General features: G+C 58.4%; 20 protein-coding genes. 11 read left to right on the top strand and 9 right to left on the bottom strand.

The annotated features are described in order from the left end of the window. Positions 1-118 precede the first annotated feature (118 nt). From Q668_RS02115 to Q668_RS02105, 3 genes are read left to right on the top strand one after another with little or no spacing between them, the layout of a single operon-like run. Positions 119-832, top strand: a complete 714-nt coding sequence (locus Q668_RS02115; RefSeq protein ID WP_022987941.1) for a lytic transglycosylase domain-containing protein — start codon at positions 119-121, stop codon at positions 830-832. Next, the gene (locus Q668_RS02110; protein WP_022987940.1) at positions 832-1,608 is read left to right on the top strand and encodes a spermidine synthase; all 777 of its coding nucleotides are present in this window, start codon (positions 832-834) and stop codon (positions 1,606-1,608) included. The genes Q668_RS02115 and Q668_RS02110 overlap by 1 nt, the downstream gene beginning before the upstream one ends. Further along, the gene (locus Q668_RS02105) at positions 1,605-2,300 is read left to right on the top strand and encodes a pseudouridine synthase (protein WP_022987939.1); all 696 of its coding nucleotides are present in this window, start codon (positions 1,605-1,607) and stop codon (positions 2,298-2,300) included. Before Q668_RS02110 ends, Q668_RS02105 begins: the two co-directional genes overlap by 4 nt. A gap of 18 nt (positions 2,301-2,318) precedes the next feature. On the opposite strand, the gene yeiP is transcribed toward Q668_RS02105, so the two are convergent. Together yeiP and Q668_RS02095 are read right to left on the bottom strand one after the other, a co-directional pair. Beyond that, positions 2,319-2,885, bottom strand: coding sequence for an elongation factor P-like protein YeiP (gene yeiP / locus Q668_RS02100; protein ID WP_022987938.1), 567 nt, complete (start codon positions 2,883-2,885; stop codon positions 2,319-2,321). Between the two features lie 87 nt (positions 2,886-2,972). Next, complete coding sequence (locus Q668_RS02095; protein ID WP_022987937.1) at positions 2,973-3,470, bottom strand: acyl-CoA thioesterase; 498 nt, start codon at positions 3,468-3,470, stop codon at positions 2,973-2,975. A gap of 169 nt (positions 3,471-3,639) precedes the next feature. On the opposite strand from Q668_RS02095, the gene Q668_RS02090 reads away from it, so the two are divergent. Further along, positions 3,640-5,835, top strand: coding sequence for a LemA family protein (locus Q668_RS02090; protein WP_022987936.1), 2,196 nt, complete (start codon positions 3,640-3,642; stop codon positions 5,833-5,835). 3 nt (positions 5,836-5,838) lie between these two features. Here the strand turns inward: Q668_RS02090 and Q668_RS02085 are convergent, their stop codons facing one another. The 5 genes from Q668_RS02085 to Q668_RS02070 all read right to left on the bottom strand — a co-directional run bounded on the left by Q668_RS02085 (position 5,839) and on the right by Q668_RS02070 (position 10,770). Then, positions 5,839-6,537, bottom strand: coding sequence for a crotonase/enoyl-CoA hydratase family protein (locus Q668_RS02085; RefSeq protein ID WP_022987935.1), 699 nt, complete (start codon positions 6,535-6,537; stop codon positions 5,839-5,841). A gap of 49 nt (positions 6,538-6,586) precedes the next feature. Then, entirely contained in the window at positions 6,587-9,145 is a 2,559-nt protein-coding gene (locus tag Q668_RS02080) for a DUF2339 domain-containing protein (RefSeq protein WP_022987934.1), read from the bottom strand. A 27-nt stretch (positions 9,146-9,172) separates the two neighbouring features. Beyond that, positions 9,173-9,544 (bottom strand): hypothetical protein, encoded by a 372-nt coding sequence (locus Q668_RS02075; protein WP_022987933.1) that lies wholly within the window; start codon positions 9,542-9,544, stop codon positions 9,173-9,175. Further along, positions 9,541-9,684: a hypothetical protein gene (locus Q668_RS17180; protein WP_022987932.1), complete on the bottom strand. Its 144-nt coding sequence runs from the start codon at positions 9,682-9,684 to the stop codon at positions 9,541-9,543. The genes Q668_RS02075 and Q668_RS17180 overlap by 4 nt, the downstream gene beginning before the upstream one ends. A gap of 228 nt (positions 9,685-9,912) precedes the next feature. Beyond that, entirely contained in the window at positions 9,913-10,770 is an 858-nt protein-coding gene (locus Q668_RS02070) for a hypothetical protein (RefSeq protein WP_022987931.1), read from the bottom strand. A 142-nt stretch (positions 10,771-10,912) separates the two neighbouring features. Here Q668_RS02070 and Q668_RS02065 point away from each other — a divergent pair, with 142 nt between their 5' ends. The 7 genes from Q668_RS02065 (at position 10,913) to thpR (ending at position 16,972) form a co-directional block, all read left to right on the top strand. Then, on the top strand, positions 10,913-11,572 hold the full coding sequence (locus Q668_RS02065) for a hypothetical protein (protein ID WP_022987930.1): 660 nt from the start codon (positions 10,913-10,915) through the stop codon (positions 11,570-11,572). An 8-nt stretch (positions 11,573-11,580) separates the two neighbouring features. After that, positions 11,581-11,994, top strand: a complete 414-nt coding sequence (gene arfB / locus Q668_RS02060; RefSeq protein WP_022987929.1) for an alternative ribosome rescue aminoacyl-tRNA hydrolase ArfB — start codon at positions 11,581-11,583, stop codon at positions 11,992-11,994. Between the two features lie 168 nt (positions 11,995-12,162). Further along, positions 12,163-13,008, top strand: a complete 846-nt coding sequence (locus tag Q668_RS02055; protein ID WP_022987928.1) for a DUF72 domain-containing protein — start codon at positions 12,163-12,165, stop codon at positions 13,006-13,008. A gap of 209 nt (positions 13,009-13,217) precedes the next feature. After that, positions 13,218-14,501 (top strand): cytosine permease, encoded by a 1,284-nt coding sequence (gene codB / locus Q668_RS02050; protein WP_036218919.1) that lies wholly within the window; start codon positions 13,218-13,220, stop codon positions 14,499-14,501. Further along, entirely contained in the window at positions 14,502-15,158 is a 657-nt protein-coding gene (locus Q668_RS02045) for a PucR family transcriptional regulator (RefSeq protein ID WP_022987926.1), read from the top strand. It begins immediately after the preceding gene. After that, the gene (codA, locus tag Q668_RS02040) at positions 15,155-16,411 is read left to right on the top strand and encodes a cytosine deaminase (RefSeq protein ID WP_022987925.1); all 1,257 of its coding nucleotides are present in this window, start codon (positions 15,155-15,157) and stop codon (positions 16,409-16,411) included. Before Q668_RS02045 ends, codA begins: the two co-directional genes overlap by 4 nt. 15 nt (positions 16,412-16,426) lie before the next feature. Next, positions 16,427-16,972, top strand: coding sequence for an RNA 2',3'-cyclic phosphodiesterase (thpR, locus tag Q668_RS02035; RefSeq protein WP_022987924.1), 546 nt, complete (start codon positions 16,427-16,429; stop codon positions 16,970-16,972). Between the two features lie 4 nt (positions 16,973-16,976). Here thpR and mtgA read toward each other — a convergent pair whose 3' ends face one another. Continuing rightward, entirely contained in the window at positions 16,977-17,672 is a 696-nt protein-coding gene (mtgA, locus tag Q668_RS02030) for a monofunctional biosynthetic peptidoglycan transglycosylase (RefSeq protein ID WP_022987923.1), read from the bottom strand. A 94-nt stretch (positions 17,673-17,766) separates the two neighbouring features. Next, the gene (locus tag Q668_RS02025; RefSeq protein WP_022987922.1) at positions 17,767-19,506 is read right to left on the bottom strand and encodes an N-acyl-D-amino-acid deacylase family protein; all 1,740 of its coding nucleotides are present in this window, start codon (positions 19,504-19,506) and stop codon (positions 17,767-17,769) included. Between the last annotated feature and the right edge of the window lie 11 nt (positions 19,507-19,517).

Here is a 19,517-nt window from a genome sequence, read left to right as displayed (position 1 = left end):
TCTTGTGAACCCATCAACATTCCGTATCATCACGGCACTAAAATCCTACAATTACCGGTACATTCCCACAGCCAATCCCGGTAAATTCGTTGGTAGGCTGTTTATCCCCAGGCGAGCAATGCGTAACTATTTCCTGAACACACCGGCACGAGCCCTCATCACTGGCCTGTTCCTGGCGATGGCGTTGGTCAGCAACGCCAAGGCCGACAGCATTCAGCGCATTGTCCATCCGGATGGCCGGGTGGAATACACCAACGTGAAGAGCAAGGCACAGCCCCGGGCCTCTACCAAAACCGAAACGGTTTATCGCTACACCGACGAACATGGCGTGGTGGCCTACAGCAGCCAGCGCCCGGGTAACGCCGAGGTGGAGGTTATCCGGTTCCATTGCTATGCCTGCGACCCCGGTTCCAGGGTGGACTGGCACAAGACTCCCCTGTTCCTGACACCCTACCGGGATGAAATCCTGACCGCCGCGCGGGAATACGATGTAGACCCGGCCCTGGTTCGGGCGGTCATCCATGCCGAGTCGGCATTTAATCCCAAAGCGGTTTCTCCCGTGGGCGCACAGGGGCTGATGCAGTTGATGCCTGGCACGGCCGATGAGCTGGGCGTGAACGACCCGTTTGCCATACAGGACAACATTCGTGGCGGCGTCGATTACCTGGCCCAAATGCTCAAACGTTTTGGTGGCGATATCCGCCTGGCTACGGCCGCCTACAATGCCGGCCCGGGTGCCGTCGGGCGCTACAACGGCATTCCCCCCTATGCGGAAACCAAGGCCTATGTTGAACGCGTTGGCATACTGCACCAGCGCTACGCCAAAAACTGATGGGCACCATTCTTAAAAGCCCGGAAATCAAGGGCGATATTGTCCATGTGGCTCGGGATAACTACGGCAACATCCTGGTGATTGACGACCGAAAACACCGAATCCTGAGCTTTGATTCGGTGTTCGAGCAAAGCAAGATTCTGCGCACGGCGCCCCAGGTTCCGGTACACGAATACAACCGCGCCATGCTTTTACCCCTCGCCTTCACCACTCCATCTAAAGTGACCGTCCTGGGGCTGGGTGGTGGCGCGCTGGCCCATGGCCTGTTCACCCTGCTGCCGGAAGCGTCCATCGAGGTTTATGAATTGCGCCGCAAGGTGGCAGACATTGCCAGGGAGTGGTTCTCCCTGCCCGAGTCTGACCGGCTTGATATCCACATTGCCGATGCCCGCGTGGCGGTGGATAACTTACCGGAAGCCAGTACCGATATGATCCTGACCGACCTGTACAGCGCAGACCGCATGAGCCCTGCCCAAAGCCAGCGCCAGTTCATCAAGGCCTGCAGTCGGGCGCTGTCGGCCCGGGGCTGGCTGGTGCTGAACTATCACCGTATGCCAGAACCGGATGGCAAACTGCTGCGGGAACTCCGGCGCCAGTTTCCCCTGTTACTGGTATTCAAAAGCAAAACCAACAACTGGGTGATCTACGGCCACAAGCAGGCCATTGAACCGCTGCCGGCAGAAAAAGCCCGGCTGAATACGCTGGAAGCGCGCCTGCCGATTGGCTGGCGCAAGCTGGTCAACAATCTCAGCCGACTTGCCCCACCCGCCGAATGAAGCTTGCCCGTATCGTCAGCAACCAGAACGGTATCAGCCGCCGCATGGCCAGTCAGTTACTGGCAGCCGGGCGGGTAAGGGTGGATGGTTCGGTCTGTCGGGACGGCAACGAAGACATCTCCCGATTCCGGGAAGTGAAGATCGACAAGGACATTATCCAGCAGGCCGAACCGGCCTATTACCTGATGCTGCACAAACCCGCCGGCTACCTGAGTGCCACCCAGGACGACCAGCACCCCACCGTTATGGAATTGATTGAGCCGGAGTTACGCCCGCACCTGCACATTGGTGGGCGCCTGGACCGGGCCAGCACCGGGTTGCTGATTCTGAGCAATGACGGCACCTGGTCTCGCCGGCTGACAGAACCTGCCGTGAAGATTCCAAAAGTGTACCGGGTAACAACAGCTGACCCCATCAGCCCGGAGACAGCCTTACGCTTTGCCGAGGGTATCTGGTTCGAGTACGAGCAATTGACAACCTCTCCTGCACAGCTGGAACCGCTGAACGATCACGAGGCGAGGATCACCATTTTTGAAGGGCGGTATCACCAGGTAAAGCGGATGTTCCACGCAATGGGCAATCGGGTAACGTCACTGCACCGGGAAAGCATGGGAAGCCTGGTACTGGACCCGGAGCTTCCTGTTGGCGGGTATCGCCACCTGAGCGGCAGCGAGATCCGCTCCGTCGGCTGACGGAGCGGATCAGACACATCAGGCGCGGCTGAGGAACTTGCGCTCTTCCACGTTAACCTTGATGCGGTCGCCGGTGGAGATGTGCTCTGGCACCTGAACAACCAGTCCGGTGGTCAGGTGAGCCGGCTTGGTACGCGCGGTGGCAGAACCACCCTTCACAGACGGGTCGGTTTCTTCGATGGTCAGCTCCACCGTGGGCGGCAGGTCAATGGCCACCGGCGTATCGCTGACCAGAATCGCCATCACACCCTGAGTATCTTCGGTGATAAACAGCAGCTCGTCTTCGATGGTGCTCTTGTTCAGCATGTACTGGGTGAAGTCTTCGTTATCCATGAACACGTACTCGTCGCCATCGGCGTAGGAAAACGTGACCGGACGACGCACCAGGTCCGCAAGGTTCAGCATGTCGGAGTCCTTGAAGGTCTCGTCCAGCTTCTGGTTGGTAACCACATCGTACATCCGCATGCGGTACAGGCTGCCGCCGGCACGGCCCTGGGGTACAGAGCGTTCAATGTCCTTAACGAAATACACCCGTCCTTCGTATTCAACGGCCTGGTTCTTTTTAATCTCGCTCGCTTTTGGCATAACACCTGATTCCGAAAAAGTTGATCTTGGTGGGCGCTGATATACCACGACTCGCGCCCGGAAGCGATAGTTGCTACCGCGTTAATCTTACCTGTTTGCCCGGGATAACTCCTCCCGGGTTTTCAATCGCCCTGCCCGACGGATTTCAGCGTTATCAAAGCGCCTTTGTTGCTCAGGGGTTTCCGGCATCGCCGCCGGCACATCCACCGGTTTCCCCTGCTCATCCAGCGCCACAAAAGTGAAAAACGCCGACAGGATATGGCGTGTTTCCCCGGTATAACTGTTTTCCGCCTCCACCTTGGCGCCGATTTCCATGGAAGACCCCCAGCTGCGATTCAGCGACAGGCTGAACAACAGGGTGTCGTTGCCCTTCGCCGGTGCCCGGAAGTGAATGGAATCGACCGCTGCGGTTACACACACATGGGCGGAATGCCGCTCCGCTACCACCAGCGCCAGGCGGTCACACTTGGCCATGATCATGCCACCGAACACCGTGTTATAGGCATTCATGTCGTTGGGGAAAACTTTATACACATGCTTCTCGATGGCAGAAGCAGAAACAGGCTTGGCCGGTTTGTCAGTCATCTGGCTCAGTTCCTTCTGGTTTACCCACAAAAACTGTGGATAACTTTGTTAGCAAGGTAAGGACACCCCGCGCCAGGCTGCTGTGCGCCTGAGTTTGCGGGCCATGCGGTTAATTTGATCAGGTATACTGCACTTTTTTCCAGCCAACAACAAAAGGACGTTTATCCACATGGCACTGGCGAGTACTCCCGGGCGCATTATCACCACACTCATCGCCATTGCCTGCCTGGCCGGAAGCTGGCACCTGATGAATCAGGGGCTGGAACAAATGACCGAAACCCGCCAGATGCAGAGACTGCCAGCCACCCCACTGGCGGCACTGGCAGAAGGGCCCTACCTGATGGAAGCCACGGTAACCGATGCCCCTGGCGCTCGCCCTGCCCCCTATTCCGGCGCGCCCGCCGTGTTCTACCGGTATCGGCTGCAGGAACGTTATCGGGACTCCGACGGCGATACCCGGCTGCGAACCCTGGAATCCGACCAGTGGGGTGAGCGCTTCCAGGTCAAAGATGCAACTGGAGCTGCCACCGTTAACCCGGAAACCAACCAGCCAGGTGTGGACTGGAACCTCCGGCGCACGTTTAACCGACAGGACGGCGACCTGATCTATTCGGAGTGGGCCCTGCGCCCCGGTGATACTGCCTATGTGGTTGGGCATTTCAACCGTGAGCACCGGGAAGTCAGGTTTGACGGGCTGTCCGGCTTCTCCCTGCCCGCCCTCATCTCCACTGGAAAACTGGAAACCAACGGTGGCGAAAGGCTGTTCTCCGCCGGCGTCCGGATATCCATAGCGACTGGCCTGCTGGCTCTGGGGCTGGCCCTGGCGCTCACCGCCCTGAAAATCCACCGGCTTTGGGTCTACATTCTGATGGTGACGATTGGGGTATCCGGCAGCCTCGCCTGGTTAGGTGTCAGCCGCCTGAACCAGGAGTGGTCTGCCATCGCCACCTTGTATGAGAGCCGCTACCAGCAGCTTCGGGAGGGTTCTGCCTCACCACTGGTACAGGCCGACATTGCCGCCCTGGAACAACTGATCCGCCTGAGCACCAGCGGCTGGCTGGACCGCTGGATGTTCCGCACGATAGTGGAAGAACGCCTGCCGGCACCGGAACTGGGCGATCAAACCGCAGCGCTCGCCGCTGCCGCTGTGGAGAAAAAGCAGCCGGCTCGGCTTGAGTACTCCATACCGGTCATGGTGCTGACCGCCGGCGCGGGGCTGCTTGCGCTGTTTCTGATGTACCTGGCCATTAAAGGTGTGAAACTCAAGCGACTGATCGAGGCGGTGCCTACCAGCAGCGCCGCCGGTCTGAGCTTTGGGTTATCGGAGCTTAAGGGGCAAATCCGGGCCGACGAACAGTATCCGCTGCTGACCGACCCGCTGAAAAACGAAAACTGCGTCGCCTTTTACTACAAAGTCGAGGAAAGGTCCGGGTCCGACAAAGACGAAAAATGGAAAACCATTGAATCCCGCAAGGAACAGGTTCCCTTCTGGTTAGAAGATGACCACGGCCGCGTCCGGGTGTACCCGGAGGGCGCCACCATCGACTATCCGAAAACCCACACCCACAACCGAGGCGATCGCCGCTATACCGTGCGCCTGCTGGCTCCGGATGTGAAGGTGTATTGCCTTGGCTTTGCCGGCCTGGATAACCAGCGCCCAGACCGCCTTAGTGTCCAGCAGGACAGCGAGACGCCGTTTCTGATCAGTAGTAAAGATGAAGATGACATTGTTCTTAACCGCGGCGCCCGCAGTTTTGTCAGCATCGCAGCCAGCCTGGGCCTGTTTCTGTTCACCGCCACCTCATTGCTCGCCGCCGATGGCCGGTTCAGCCCGGACAACCTGCTGCTGTCCGCCCTCATGGTGCCGCTGGTGCTGTGCCTTTATCTGGGCGTGCTGCATTACAACGACATGGTGTTCCTGAAGAACCGGGTAAACCGGGCCAGGGCCAACATCGACACCATTTTGCAGCAACGCCATGACCTGTGGCCGATGCTGGAGAATACGGTAAAGGCCGCCATGGCCCATGAAAAACAACTGATGGCCCGCATTGTCTCACTACGGGCCGAGCCGCCCGCCAGCATGGAGTCCGCCGCGAATGTGGAGCGAACGCTTGCCCGTGAACAGGCCGCAACGCAGGTGCTCAAAGCCAGGATTGAAGATTATCCGGAGATGAAAAATCACGAAGTGGTTGGGCGCTTTATGGCGATCATGGCGGATACCGAGAGCTACCTGGCACTGCTGCGCAACAGCTACACCGACAGCGCCATGATCTACAACACTCGAATCCAGACCCTGCCGGATCTGCTGCTGGCCTGGCTGTTCCGGTTCCGCCCGGTCAGCCAGTTCAGCAAGGATGGAAGCTAACTATCAGCCCATCAGGTCAAAGTGAGCGAAATCCTGCTCAATGCAGCGATCCAGCAGCGCCAGGTAATCGGCTTTCACTTTCAGCTTGGTCTGCTTGTGGGCAGTCATGTTCAGCTGTTTCATCTGGGTAGCCACGGCAAGCGCACGCTCCATCAGCTGTTCCGGGGCGACCGCCTCGTCCAGGAAGCCGGCCGCAATGGCGCCTTCCGGGTTAAAGATCTCGGCATTCACCACAGAACGGTAGAAGTACGGCGCAGGCATGCGATGGCGGGCAATCTCGATACCGGCGTGATGCATGGTCATGCCGATGGCCACTTCATTCAGGCCCAGCTTGAAGCTGCCTTCCACCCCAATCCGGTAATCCACAGACAGCAGGATAAACGCACCCTTGGCAATCGCGTGGCCGCTACAGGCCGCAATCACCGGCCGCGGGAAGGCAGACAAGCGGCGAGTCAGGGTTGAACCCACTTTCACCAGAGCCATGGCCTCTTTCGGGCCCTGCTGCATTTGTTTCAGGTCATAACCGCCGGAGAACATACCGGGCTGACCGGTCAGGATCACAATGGCTTTGTCCTGTTCGGCCTGGTCGAGGGCAGCATTCAGCCCCTCAAAAACCTCGTGGCTCAGGGCATTGGCCTTGCCGTTGTTCAGGGTGATGGTGGCAATGCCATTGTTCAGTTCGTAAGTTACGAGTTCTGTCACCTGGATATCCTCATGTACTGCGTTTTATTTAAGTGAGTGTTTGTTAACTTTATAGCTTACGGCTTCTGCGGTAAACCCACGCCAGGCCCAGCAAGGCCAATCCGAGCCCCATAAAGGCAGCAACCCGCCAGAGCCCCTGCAAGCCAGACATATCCACAAGGAAGATTTTGGCAATCACCACGCCCAGTAGTGCCATGCCAACCTTGTGCAATACCAGACTATGGTTGCGGGCAGACCACAGAATGGCCACCACCGCATACAGCATGCCCACCACCGAGTAAGTGTAGAGCTCACCTTCGCCCATGCCGTGCTGGAGGGCCATGGCACTGCCCTGCCAGAGCTGGCGGATTTCCAGGGCGGTAAATAACAGGAACGCCGCACCGGCCACCGCAAGCGCCCAATGCCGGGGTACCAGTTCCCGATAACGGCTAACCACCAGTGCCAGCAGCACCGGTGCGCCATAGGCCAGTAACAGCAGGTTGAAGACAGGCGTTTCGCCAATCACCCAGCTGGTCCACCAGGGATTATGAGCCACAACCGCCACCAGGTAACTTAACCCGGCCATGGCCAGCAAAATCCACGCAAACAGCCGATACAGCCAGGCCAGAGTCTCGCTGGCTCGGGCGCGAATCACATAGACCACACTCACAGAGCCCCAGAGCAGCGTATTGATAGCTGCCTCGGTCAGGCTGTAGTCCCGAACAAAGATGTCACCGTCGTACAGCGCAAAACGCAGGGCCACCCCCATAAACAAAACAACCAGGTGCAACGACGCACCCTCCAGCCACGGGCGAATAGCACCGCTGCGCCCGGCCAGCCAGGTTGCCGCTACCGCAAAGCCGGCAGCACCGACGTAGGTCAGCAGCGTCCAGTGGCTGGCCGCCTGATAGTTGTCCAGCCAGGGATTAAAGGTCAGCCGAGCCACCACAACGGCCAGCACCAGTTTTAACAGCCAGTACAGCTCCGATGCCTGATATCGGCGGGCCAGCCACACCAGGCTGACAAACTGCGCTGCCAGCGCCAAGGTAAGCGAGGCTTCCTGCAGCCACATGACCACCGCCAGAGAGTAACTGGCGTGTGCTGCCAGCAGGGCCCAGACCAACCCGGCACGCCACTCACTGCGCTGCTCCAGCCGCCAGGCCAGAGCGCCATAAACACCACCAGCGAACAAGGAAACCAGGGCCCAGGCGCCAGACGCTTCGCCTGCCGGCACCAACAACAACCAACCCAGCAGCAACCAGATAACCGGTGCCAGCATCACCAGTGAGGCCCAGCGCCTGAGCTGCAATTGCTGTCGCCACTGCCAGAGCCCGGACATCAGGGTAATGACGGCGGCCAGCATCAAGTAAGTGAGGAATATTCCGTGCTGCTCTTCGGCGAGGGTAAGCAGCAAAATCGCCCCGGAGCCTTTTGCCGCAAACCCGAGCCAACCCGCGACCGTTACCAATACCGTCGCCCAGGGCAGATACCAGAGTACCCCGCGACCGGCGGGCGCCAGAATGGCCACCGGCAGCATAAACAGCCAGGCCAGAAACAGCGGCTCTGAAGCCGGTTGCTGGTAAATGGACACAGCCCAGGCTGCCAGCAGGGCAATCAATGCTTCACGACGACGCTCTCCGGAAAGACTGACGTCACCGAGCCACATGGAAAACAGCACAAACAACGCCGAAAGGTAGCCCGCAGTCGCCAGCATTGCGGCCGAGCCCATACCCGCCAATAACCACCATCCCAGAGCGCCCAGCAGCGTGCCATACCAGAGCCAGTCACGGTAAACGCGCCGCATCAACAACATGGAGCTTAGGGTAATCAGAAAGCTGTAGCTCAGCACGAACAGGACGCTGCCGCCTTCGCCACCCACCAGCAAAGGCACCACATAGGCGCCAAACAGCCCCATCACGGCCAGTAACGGGCCGTGTATCAAAGCCAGCGCCATGGTCGCCAGAGAGACGACTGCCAGCAGTATCAACCCGGTAACGGGGCCGATAAGCTCATAATGGCGGACACCCGCCAGCAAGGCTGCATAAAGGGTAATACTGCCACCACCGGCCAGAGCTGCGAACACCTGGTCGGTGCCCGTATGGCGCCGGCGCAGATATTCCGCACCGGCATGCAGTGCCAGGCCACTCAACAGAGCCAGCGCAAATTGCTGAACCGGGCCAATCAGGCCTGCGCTGATGGAATGGCTGACCATGAAAATTCCGGCCAGGCTTACACTCAGGCCACCCAGCCAAACCATCCAGTTTGCTTTCAGGGCGTTGATCAGCCGGGTTTCAAGGGAAAGTTGCCGGGGTTGCGGCGGCGGTGTAGGAGTAGCCTGGGGAGGATTTTCTTCCGGAACAACCTGAGATTCTGCTTGTGCAGGATAAACGGGCGCAGCCGCAGGCGCCTGCTCGGGTGCCAGGTCTGCCGTTGCTTGCGCAAATTCTCCGAAAGCATTCCCGCTCTTGAGGGCGGCAAGCTCCTGCCTAAGAGTTGCGACTTCACGGCTCAGCGCTTCAACACGGGAGGCGTGCCGGTCACGCTGGCGAAACGCCAGAAAGCCCAGCAGCGAACCGACAGGCACCAGCAGGGCCGCGCCGGCCACAAGGATAATAAAAATGAATTCCAAACGACGATTCCTTGTCTACTGAAAAAATCAGGGCTGAACCCGGCCCGACTCCGGAACCAGGCAATTCATCATGGTAATCGAAACATCCCGGAAAACTGCTTCTGATGTCACGTTGTCCGGAAAGTTATCGTAAATCGCCCTTCGGCAGGTGGAGGTACGGGACTCCGCCCGCTCCACGCAGTCATCAAACCGTTCTCCGCTACCCCCGGTTGCCTGGGCGCAGACTTCCGGAATCTGTGTAACAGCCCAGTCCACCACGTCACTGCGCTTGGCCGGGCTGGCAGCCAGGTTGGTGTACCTGGCCGGGTCCTCAGGGGCTGGCTCGTCCTGCATCTGATCCCACAGCACATACAGCAACGCACCAGCCACCAGTACAACCGTTACGGCAGGAAACCTCATCCCGCCTGCCCTTGCAGCCACTGGCTGATCTGGGCTTCACTCATGGCACCGCAGTTGCCACCGGCGGCAAGTTTATCAACAGGCACCCGGTTTGCCTTATGGCAGTGGGGACACACCACAAGTTTGGTTTCGACGGACATACGCATTCCTCTTGTCAGCTTCTTCCGTGAGAATCTGGGTTACCCGGGGGAAAATCAAGCGGCCTTGCCACAAATGTTACGCACATAATCTGTGGATAACTTTGTTAACAGGCTAAGGATACCCCAGCTACAACCGCTAACGGCGGGGGCCGGGGCAATGTGACTGTAAAATGACCGGTGTTACTGGATGGTGTACTGAATAATCACGGATGCCAGCAAAAAAGGTTCCTAACCTTCCTTCAGCTGTTGCATAAACTGTTCTATTTCCGATTCTATTTCGGCCAGGCGCTGCTGCCACTCGGCTTTGTAGGCGGCAAATTCCTCACCTAACTCACCCAGCTGCAACTGGGTCTTTGCGGCCACAACGGTGCTTTCGGCCAATGCCTGAAGGTCCGCGTCTTCCAGTTTTTGCTGCTGCGCTTCAAGCTGGATAACGGCCTCATTCAGCGTGCGCCGGTCTTTCGAAGAGGCCGAAGGATTGGCTTTCAGCGCCTCTCGCAATGACCGGGACCAGGCTTCCATTTGTTGTCCCAGCTGCTCACCATACTCTGCTGCCAGGCCCGAGAATTCACTGCTCATCTGTGTGGCCTGCTGCTGAAGCTCCTGCCCCATCAGCTGAAGTTCCTGTGCCAGCTCATCGGATTGCTGTGCCCAGCGGGCTTTAAGATCCTCGCCCAGCTTTTCCAGCTCGCCAACCAGGCTGCCCCACACCGGGCCGTCTTCCAGGGCGTCGCCGGTGCGGTAGTAGTCCACCAGCCATTCATCCCCCTTGCGCACCAGGTAGGTGACGGTTTCAACCGCCTCATCACGCCCCTCTAGCCCGCTCAGGGTAGTGGTTACCCGGGCAACCTGCTCATCAATGACAACCCGGCCCCAGGCTACCTGCACGTTCTGCCAGTTCTGGCCAAAGCTGTCGAACGCAGCCTCGTCGACCAGTGTGGAGTAGTCGCTGGCATCGCCCGCATCGCCTTCAAGAACCGCCTGCCAGAAGGCTCCAGAAACTTCCTGCGGAGATTCCGGGCCTGAGCAGCCAGCCAGCAAGGCCGCGCTGGCGGCCAGCAATGTCATCAGAAATGTCTTCAACATGGTAAAACGTCTCTTGCTTCAGGTTATAGCCGTTATCCTACACCAATCGGGGCCACGGCTACCGGCACGCGCCGCTGCCGGTAGCCTGGAAACTGACGTGATGTGATAGGGTAAGCGTAACGAAATCAGGAACCTCTTGTGCATGCGCATTCGAATTACTCACCAGCGAATTACCATCGCCCTGCAACTGATACTCCTGACCGAAGCCGTGTTTGCGGTGCTCGGCCAACGTTGGTTTACCGCCTTTCTGACCAGCATGATCATTGCCATTACCTTTTTCCCGGTGTTGTTTGAACGGCGTTTCCGCATCCACATTCCACCGGAACTGCAACTGGCTGCCATCGGGTTTGTCTTCGCGTCCCTGTTTCTGGGCGAAATTCGCGACTACTACACCCGCTTCTGGTGGTGGGACATGGCCCTGCACACCACTTCGGGCTTCCTGCTAGGCATCCTCGGTTTTTTGCTGGTGCATATCATGAACGAAACCGAGAAGCTCCAGATGCACCTGAAGCCGGGCTTTGTTGCCCTCTTTGCCTTCATGTTTGCTCTGGGCATTGGGGCCCTGTGGGAGATCTTCGAATTCACCATGGATTCATTATTCGGGATGAACATGCAAAAGCCGATGCTGGGGGATCCATCCGGGCTGACCGATACCATGTGGGACCTGATTGTGGATGCCATTGGTGCCCTGATCATTTCGACCCTGGGCTGGCGTTACCTGAAAAATCCGAACCAGGCCTCGTTCCTGGAGCGCTGGATTGATGCCTTTATCGAACGTAACCCCCGCTTTTTTCGACGCTGAGGAAGCCCATGCTGAAAATCTCCAACGCCGTTGAACTGGCAGACTGGGAAATCGAGATCACCCAGATACGCGCCCAGGGCGCGGGCGGGCAGAACGTCAACAAGGTTGCCTCTGCCGTTCACCTCCGGTTCGATATCCAGAACTCCAGCCTGCCGCCGTTCTACAAGGAACGGCTGATGGCGTTGTCTGACCAGCGAATCAGCAAAGACGGCATCATCGTGATCAAGGCGCAGTCTTTCCGCACCCTGGAGCTGAACAAGGATGATGCCCTTCAGCGCCTGAAAGAGCTGATTCAGGAAGCGGTAAAGCAACAGAAAGCCCGCCGCCCCACCAAGCCAACCAAGGGCTCTCAACGTCGGCGTGTGGACAGCAAAACCAAAAAAGGCAAAACCAAGGCGCTCAGGGGAAAAGTTCAACTTTGATATCCCCAGTTACCCACAAACTCTGTGGATAACTTTGTTAGGAACGAAAGGATAGGCGGTGTAAACCGTGTAACCCCAAGGGCTGGCGGTATGCGTAGGTTATTTGATCAACCTGATCACCCCGGTGCCTGAGTGATCAATTTATCCACAGCAGAGCAGCGAAAAAAGATGGCACTGCCCTACTACCTCGGTTGTCCCCAGTGGCAAGATCCGAACTGGAACAACCAGCTGCCACCCGGCGGCACTCCCCTGGCGCGCTATGCCCGGGTGTTCAACACCGTTGAGGGCAACACCACCTTCTACGCCAGCCCCAGCCGGGATCAGTGTCTGCAATGGCGGCAGCAGGTGCCGGACAGCTTCCGCTTCCTGTTCAAACTGCCCCGAGCCATCACCCACGAACGCTTTCTCACCGGCGTGGGCGATGAGCTGGATACTTTTCTATCGCTGATTGTGCCGCTAAACGATGTGCTGGGCCCCATGTTGCTGCAGCTACCCGCCGGCTTTGGCCCTCAGCGGCTAGACCAGCTCTGGCATTTCCTGGATACCGCACCCGAGTTTCTTCACTGGACTGTAGAAGTCCGCCACCCGGCATTTTTCGCCAAGGGTGACGAAGAACGGGCATTGAACCAGGGTTTGCGGGCCCGAAAGCTGGCAAGGGTGGTTCTTGATAGCCGGGCGTTGTTCTCGGCAACGCCCGACTGTGAATCAACCATCGATGCCCAGCGCAAGAAGCCCCGCGTTCCGGTGCACATCCTGCCCAGCGACGCGGCGCCGGTGATTCGCTACATCGGCCACCCCGACCTGGAAACCAACCGAACCTTTCTTGCGCCCTGGGTAGATCGCGTGGCTGCCTGGATGGAGGCTGGCATTCAGCCCTATGTATTCATGCACATGCCCGACAACGGCCATGCGGTGGAGCTGGCTGCGTTGTGGACCGAATTGCTGCGGGAGAAGCTTCCAGAGCTGGAAGCACTGCCGGTAGAGCTAACTACGCCGCAGATCGGGTTGTTCTAGAATTCAACCCTGCACCAATTTGGATAGGGCTCGGTGATCCCGCACCAATTCCATGCATAAACCGCAGTCCCGGGGCTCCGCAACCCAAGAAATTGTGCAATGTGCACAATGAGTACCCGGAGCTTGCACGCTTTTACCTGCCCGGATCCAGAAATGGCATGAAGGTTGCGACCGCTTGTCGTGATGACTAACGATACGGAGAAATCACCATGACTACTCAGGCGACCCCGCAAGAGCAGGACTACCCCCTAAGCCCGGTGCCCATGGATCAACGCAAAAGCGTCTGGTCCATGGGGCTGGTACTGCTGGGCTTCACCTTTTTCACCGCTACCATGTGGGCCGGCGGCACCGTTGGTGTGGCCTTTGATTTTTCCACCATGCTGATGGTACTCGCAGCAGGTAACCTGCTACTGGGAATCTATGCCGCTGTACTGGGCTACATTGCAGCCAGGAGTGGTCTCAACACCGCCCTTATGAGCCGCTTCACCTTTGGAGAAATGGGCAGCAAGCTGTCGGATATCATCCTTGGCTTCACCCAGATTGGCTGGTACGCCTGGGGCACCGCCACCATGGCCATACTGTTAGTGAAACTGACCGGCATGCCGGAGAGCCTGACCACCCCGCTGATGGTCCTGTTCGGGTTCGGTTTCTGCGTCACGGCCTTTATCGGCTATCGCGGCCTTGAGTGGCTGTCCCGGGTGGCCGTGCCCGCCATGATTATTCTGGTAGCCGTCAGCATGACCATGGCCACCTCGGATGCCGGCGGGCTGGCCGGTTTACTGGCGATCACTCCATCCAGTGAGATGACGGTTGCGGCGGCTATTACCCTGGTGTTCGGCACCTTTGTCAGTGGCGGTACACAGGCCACCAACTGGACCCGCTTCGCCAAATCCGGAAAGACTGCCGTCATCGCCACGCTACTGGCGTTTTTCCTGGGCAACGGCCTGATGACCCTGATCGGCGCCTTCGGTGCCCTGGTTTATCAACAGGCCGACATTGTCGATATCATGGTCGCGCAGGGGCTGGCAACACTGGGCATTCTGATGCTGTTCCTGAACCTCTGGACCACCCAGGACAACACCGTCTATAACTTTGCTGTCGCAGGCTGCAACCTGGTCCGTACCCGCCGCCGCAAACTGGTCACCATTGTCGGGGCCGGCATCGGCACCGTCCTGGCGGTCATGGGCATGTACCAGTGGCTGATTCCATTTCTTGTCCTGCTGGGCACCTTTATCCCGCCCATCGGCGGCGTGATCATGGCCAGCTACTTTGTCGGCTATAAACGCCAGTACCCGAACCTGGCCACAACAACACTGCCCGCGTTCAACGTACCCGGCCTTGCCGCTTACGCGATTGGCTCCGCAGCAGCCTACACCTCGCCCTGGATTGCGCCGATTGTCGGTGTGTTGGTGGCCGCATTCAGCTACAGCGTGGTGCTAGTGGTTTCCCAGGCGGTGCTGGAACGCCGGGCCATGGTGATGGGAACCGCATAAATGGCCCTACAGTGCATCGATGTACCCAAGCTCCCGGGGCTGAGCACCATCCGGATCCGGGGTGGCGATGCCGCCGCCGGCAATCCGGTACGCTGGCCCTACCTCGCTGAAAACCGCTCCTTCAAGGACTGGGTCAAAGGTGGTGAACTGGTGTTTGTCACCGGCATCAGCCGGCATCGCAGCCCCCAGAACCTGGCCGAATGTCTGTACGAAGGCAAAGCTTGCAACATCGCCGGGCTGGTCGTTCTCACAGGAGATGCGTACATTGGCCAGTTACCGAACAGTCTGTGCCAACTGGCCGACGATCTGGCACTTCCATTGTTTGAACAGCCCTATTCCCTGCCCATGGTCGAAGTGACTGAAATCATCGGCAGGGCGATTGTCCGGGCTGAGCACACAAACGGTGGAAACGTTGATACCGAACTTCTCGCTGGTTCAGCAGACCTGTTAGAGGCCTGGGTCAGCTGTCGCGGCAATCAGAGCGCCATGGCAGAAACCCTCAGCTGCCACCGGAACACCGTTCGCAACCGGATGAACCAACTATCCGATGGCCTGGCCAGTGACGCCGACAGCTCAGACAATTTCAAAGCACTGCTCATGGCCCACCTGCTGTTTAACCCTGAATCGCAGGTGCGCCAACACCAGGAGATAAAATGACCGAACAACTGAACGCAATCATAAACGCCCGCCTTCCGCGCAAGGATGGACTGTACAAACTCACCATTGCCGGCGGGCGTTTCACCAACATTCTCCCGATGCCAGGGCCCGCCGCCGCTGGGGACAACGAACTGGATGCCGCCGGCAACCTGGTTACGCCGGCCTTTGTCGAACCCCACATCCACCTGGATGCTGCCATGACCGCCGGTGAACCCCGCTGGAACCAGAGCGGCACTCTGTTTGAAGGCATTGAGTGCTGGGCCGAGCGCAAAGCCATGCTGTCCCATGAAGATGTGATCAAACGGGCCACCGAAACCCTTAAGCTGTTTGCCACCCACGGTATCCAGTACGTGCGCACCCATGTGGATGTAACCGACCCAAGCCTGACGGCCCTCAAGGCCATGCTGGAAGTGCGAGAACAGACCGCCGGATTGGTGGATCTGCAAATTGTCGCTTTTCCACAGGAAGGCATCCTGTCCTTCAAGAATGGCCGCGAGCTGATGGAAGAGGCGGTGCGCCTGGGTGCCGATGTGGTAGGCGGCATCCCCCACTTCGAGTTCACCCGGGATTACGGCGCCGAGTCTGTGCGCTGGCTGATGGAGCTGGCCCACAAGAACGACCGGCTGGTGGATGTCCATTGCGATGAAATTGACGACCCGGAATCCCGGTTCCTGGAAGTGCTTGCCGCTGAAGCCCTGCGCCTGGATTATGGATCCCGGGTAACCGCCAGCCACACCTGTGCCATGGGCTCTTACAACGATGCCTACTGCAGCCGGCTGTTCCGCTTGCTGAAAAAATCCGGCCTTCGGTTCCTATCCATGCCCACCGAAAGCCTGCACCTGCAAGGCCGTTTCGATGGCTACCCTAAGCGCCGCGGCCTGACCCGCGTACCGGAACTACTGGACGCCGGCCTGAAAGTCGCCTTCGGCCAGGACTCCATTCGCGACCCTTGGTATCCCATCGGCAATGGCAACATGCTGCGCACCCTGGACGTCGGCCTGCACGCCTGCCATATGTTGGGCATGAGCCAGATCGAAAAATCGCTGGAGCTCATCACCGATAACGGCGCCGCCGCGCTGGACCTTCAGGACTACGGCATTGAAGAAGGACTACCGGCCCGGTGTATCGTGCAGCAGGGACAAACCCCCTATGAAGTTTTGATGGGACAGCAACCCGTGCTGGCGTCTGTCCGGGACGGGAAATTGCTGATCAAGAGGGATATGATGAAATATGAAACTGACTTGAGCCTTTGAAGGCGGAAACGCGTTATGCCAAGGCTGTTTTTCGGACTGGAGATACCCGAGGCCGTCAAGGCGAGCCTCCTGCAGATGAAAACACAGGTAGCCGGGGCTCGCTGGCAAAGCCGTGGACAACTGCACCTGACCCTGGCATTCCTCGGCCAGGTCGAAGAGCCGCAGGTGGCTCTGGCCTGCGACCTGGCAAGAGGCGTTACCCGTGCCCCCTTTGAACTCAATGTGCAGGGACTGGGTTGCTTCGGTTCCCCGGAGAGCCCGAAAATTCTCTGGGCTGGAGTATCGCCGGAAGACCAACTTCGGGAGTTCCAACAAAACCTCGCAAACCGACTCACCAACAACGGGTTTACGCTAAAAAACCCAAGCTTCAAACCTCACATAACAATCAGTCGATTCCGCCCACCGACCGGTTCGGTGGCGTCACTGCTTGGGGGCCACAGGAACACTTCATTCGGCACCATGCCGGTCAAGGACTTCGTGCTGTTCGAAAGCACACCCGGTGCAAGTGGCTCGGTGTATACGGTACTTGAGCGGTTTGTATTGCCGACCCATACCGATTGACGCATTACAGCTGTTCAAGATATTTGAGCCCGGAGAGCTGGTTCATCTGCTGCTGAATCCAGACCACCCGTTCCTGCACATAAGCTGTGGGTGCCGTTACGCTCAACACTTTTGGATTGGGTAGCACGGCGGCCAAACGGGCAGCCTGGGTCTGGGATAATTTGCGGGCAGGTTTGCCGAAGTAGATCTCGCTGGCGGCCTCTACTCCGTAGATTCCGGGCCCGAATTCCGCAATATTCAGGTAAACCTCCAGCACCCGTTCCTTTGGCCACAGGCCATCAATCCCCAGTGCCAGCACGGCTTCAAGCGCCTTGCGAACAAAGCTGCGACCATTCCAGAGAAACAGGTTCTTGGCGGTTTGCTGGGTAATGGTGCTGGCGCCCCGCAAGCCCTCTCCGGCCTTGTACTCGGATACCGCCTTGCGGATGGCCTCGAAATCCACCCCGGCATGATAGGGGAAGCGCTGGTCTTCACTGGCTACCACGGCCAGCGGCATCCAGGGTGACATCTCCGCCATGAGCACCCATTCCTGCCGAAGCGGCTCTGGCGCAGTGCCAAGTTGATAAGCCAGCATAAAGGCGGAGGTAGGCGGGTTCACAAACCGGAACAAAAGGATGGTCAGAAAAACCAGGGCCACAACAGCCCCGAATGCCATGGCTAGAAGGCGGAGGGATTTACGAATGAAAGACCTTTTGGCCATAGCCGGAACCTGTCGTACTCGGTTGAACATGTTTCAAACAGACATTACATGTTAGCCGACACGACAGGCCTTGGCGGTTACGATATGGAAAGCCTTAACGCGCAGGAATAAACCGGCCGTAGCCCATTTCCCGGCCGAACTCCGGCACCAGTTGCTCGTCGTCCAGCGCCAGCTTGCCGTTGATCAGCACAGTTTTCACAATGCCCGGGTTACGGTTAACCAGCCGCTGCAAACCAAAGTTCTCCATCTCGCCCCAGTGCACCTGTTCCAGGTTCTGGTCAAACCCTGAAGGGTCGAGCACCACCACATCGGCCCTGTCTCCCTCCCGGATTTTGCCCGCGTCGATACCAAACCAGTCAGCCTGATCACCGGTCAGCCGATGCACGGCCTGCTCCAGGGTCATCACCGGGTCGCCTTCTTCAATGGACTCGTGCACCAGCTTGAGCATGCGTAGCGGCAGGTTGTAGAACGCCATATTGCGGATGTGGGCACCGGCATCGCTGAAAGTAATCAATGACCGCGGGTCTTTGACGATGCGCTTGAGCACATGCTTCCGATGATTTCCCACGGTGGTGTACCAGCGGATTTTCTTGCCGAACTCCACCACCAGGTCGAGGAACAGATCCACCACATGAACACCGCGGGCTCTGGCGACTTCCTCGAAGTTTTTGCCGATCAGGGACTGATCAGGGCAATCGATGATCATGGCGTCACCAAAATCCCGCTGCCACACCCGGGGGCTCAGCTTTTCGCCGTAGAACTTACGGAACTTACGCCGGTACGCTTCATCCTTCAAAAGCTGATTGCGCTCAACCGCGTCTTTCAGGTCCAAAGCCATCTCGCCGGCGCCAAACTCTTCAAAGAACACCACATCAATACCGTCTGCATACACAGTGAATGGCGTAGGCAGCACCTGCCAGCGGAAATCACCACGTAAGGCGTTGGCAAAGAACGAAGTCAGCCGGGTGAGATTGGTGAGGTATGCGCTGCCCTTGAGGTCCATCTGGCTGATCAGGGTGGTTTTCAGGGGCCGGCGCAGCCAACCCAGGCATTCACGCACATACTGCAGAATCTGCAAGGGGGTGGCGGCGTTCGGCGCTCCCTGATGCACCCGATTGTACTGCCGCACCAGCTTGTTCAGCCGTGCCACCTCTTTCCACTTGGCGTAGGTACTGGGCAGGCTTTTCGACCATTCCCGGTCGCCGTCCACCTTGTCCCATTTCAGGCACATGGTTGAAAGCCCGAGGAAGCCTTCATCCAGCGCTTCTTGAAGCAACCGCTCCATGGCTTGCATTTCTTCCTCGCTGGGCTGGACCGCAAGGTCCGTCGCCCGGCTCAACCCCATCACCCCCACCCTCAAATCGCTATGGCCCAGAAAGCTGACCACATTCGGGCCCAGAGGCACCTGCTTGATGTGCTCCACCCATTGTTTAGGGGTAGACCAGGTTTTATGGGCCTTCAGAATGGGTAGTATCCGCTCCCGGGGAACGGTTTCTACGCGGGTGAAGATGTCCGATGCGTCCTCGTAATCACTGCAGATCATGCTCAATGAGCAGCTGCCCACCAGCACGGTGGTCACGCCATGGCGAACAGATTCCGACAGGCTCGGGCTGACCAGCAATTCGGCATCGTAATGGGTATGGGTGTCCAGAAAACCGGGGGTTACCCACTTGCCGGTGGCATCAATTACGCGCTCGGCTTCGGCATGAGGAATAGGGGCAGCAGTAACCTTGGCGATATGGCCCCCTTTGATTGCCAGGTTACGAATGGCAGAAGGCGCTCCAGTGCCGTCGAAATAGCGGCCGCCTTCAATAATGAAATCGTACCGGTCCATAGTCACTTTCC

The sequence above is a fragment of the Marinobacter sp. ES-1 genome (genome assembly GCF_000475255.1).
Lineage (GTDB): Bacteria > Pseudomonadota > Gammaproteobacteria > Pseudomonadales > Oleiphilaceae > Marinobacter > Marinobacter vinifirmus.
The sequence above is the reverse complement of the archived record's forward strand: the minus strand, read 5'-3'. Positions and strand labels throughout refer to the sequence as shown.

Excerpts from the sequence above, each read along its gene's own strand:
- Q668_RS02090 (WP_022987936.1), top strand. The coding sequence starts at position 3,640 with ATGGCACTGGCGAGTACTCCCGGGCGCATTATCACCACACTCATCGCC.
- codA (WP_022987925.1), top strand. The coding sequence starts at position 15,155 with ATGACCGAACAACTGAACGCAATCATAAACGCCCGCCTTCCGCGCAAG.
- Q668_RS02070 (WP_022987931.1), bottom strand. The coding sequence starts at position 10,770 with ATGTTGAAGACATTTCTGATGACATTGCTGGCCGCCAGCGCGGCCTTG.
- Q668_RS02105 (WP_022987939.1), top strand. The coding sequence starts at position 1,605 with ATGAAGCTTGCCCGTATCGTCAGCAACCAGAACGGTATCAGCCGCCGC.
- Q668_RS02075 (WP_022987933.1), bottom strand. The coding sequence starts at position 9,544 with ATGAGGTTTCCTGCCGTAACGGTTGTACTGGTGGCTGGTGCGTTGCTG.
- Q668_RS02115 (WP_022987941.1), top strand. The coding sequence starts at position 119 with ATGCGTAACTATTTCCTGAACACACCGGCACGAGCCCTCATCACTGGC.
- Q668_RS02110 (WP_022987940.1), top strand. The coding sequence starts at position 832 with ATGGGCACCATTCTTAAAAGCCCGGAAATCAAGGGCGATATTGTCCAT.
- Q668_RS17180 (WP_022987932.1), bottom strand. The coding sequence starts at position 9,684 with ATGTCCGTCGAAACCAAACTTGTGGTGTGTCCCCACTGCCATAAGGCA.
- mtgA (WP_022987923.1), bottom strand. The coding sequence starts at position 17,672 with ATGGCCAAAAGGTCTTTCATTCGTAAATCCCTCCGCCTTCTAGCCATG.
- arfB (WP_022987929.1), top strand. The coding sequence starts at position 11,581 with ATGCTGAAAATCTCCAACGCCGTTGAACTGGCAGACTGGGAAATCGAG.
- Q668_RS02095 (WP_022987937.1), bottom strand. The coding sequence starts at position 3,470 with ATGACTGACAAACCGGCCAAGCCTGTTTCTGCTTCTGCCATCGAGAAG.
- yeiP (WP_022987938.1), bottom strand. The coding sequence starts at position 2,885 with ATGCCAAAAGCGAGCGAGATTAAAAAGAACCAGGCCGTTGAATACGAA.
- thpR (WP_022987924.1), top strand. The coding sequence starts at position 16,427 with ATGCCAAGGCTGTTTTTCGGACTGGAGATACCCGAGGCCGTCAAGGCG.
- Q668_RS02025 (WP_022987922.1), bottom strand. The coding sequence starts at position 19,506 with ATGGACCGGTACGATTTCATTATTGAAGGCGGCCGCTATTTCGACGGC.
- Q668_RS02055 (WP_022987928.1), top strand. The coding sequence starts at position 12,163 with ATGGCACTGCCCTACTACCTCGGTTGTCCCCAGTGGCAAGATCCGAAC.
- codB (WP_036218919.1), top strand. The coding sequence starts at position 13,218 with ATGACTACTCAGGCGACCCCGCAAGAGCAGGACTACCCCCTAAGCCCG.
- Q668_RS02065 (WP_022987930.1), top strand. The coding sequence starts at position 10,913 with ATGCGCATTCGAATTACTCACCAGCGAATTACCATCGCCCTGCAACTG.
- Q668_RS02045 (WP_022987926.1), top strand. The coding sequence starts at position 14,502 with ATGGCCCTACAGTGCATCGATGTACCCAAGCTCCCGGGGCTGAGCACC.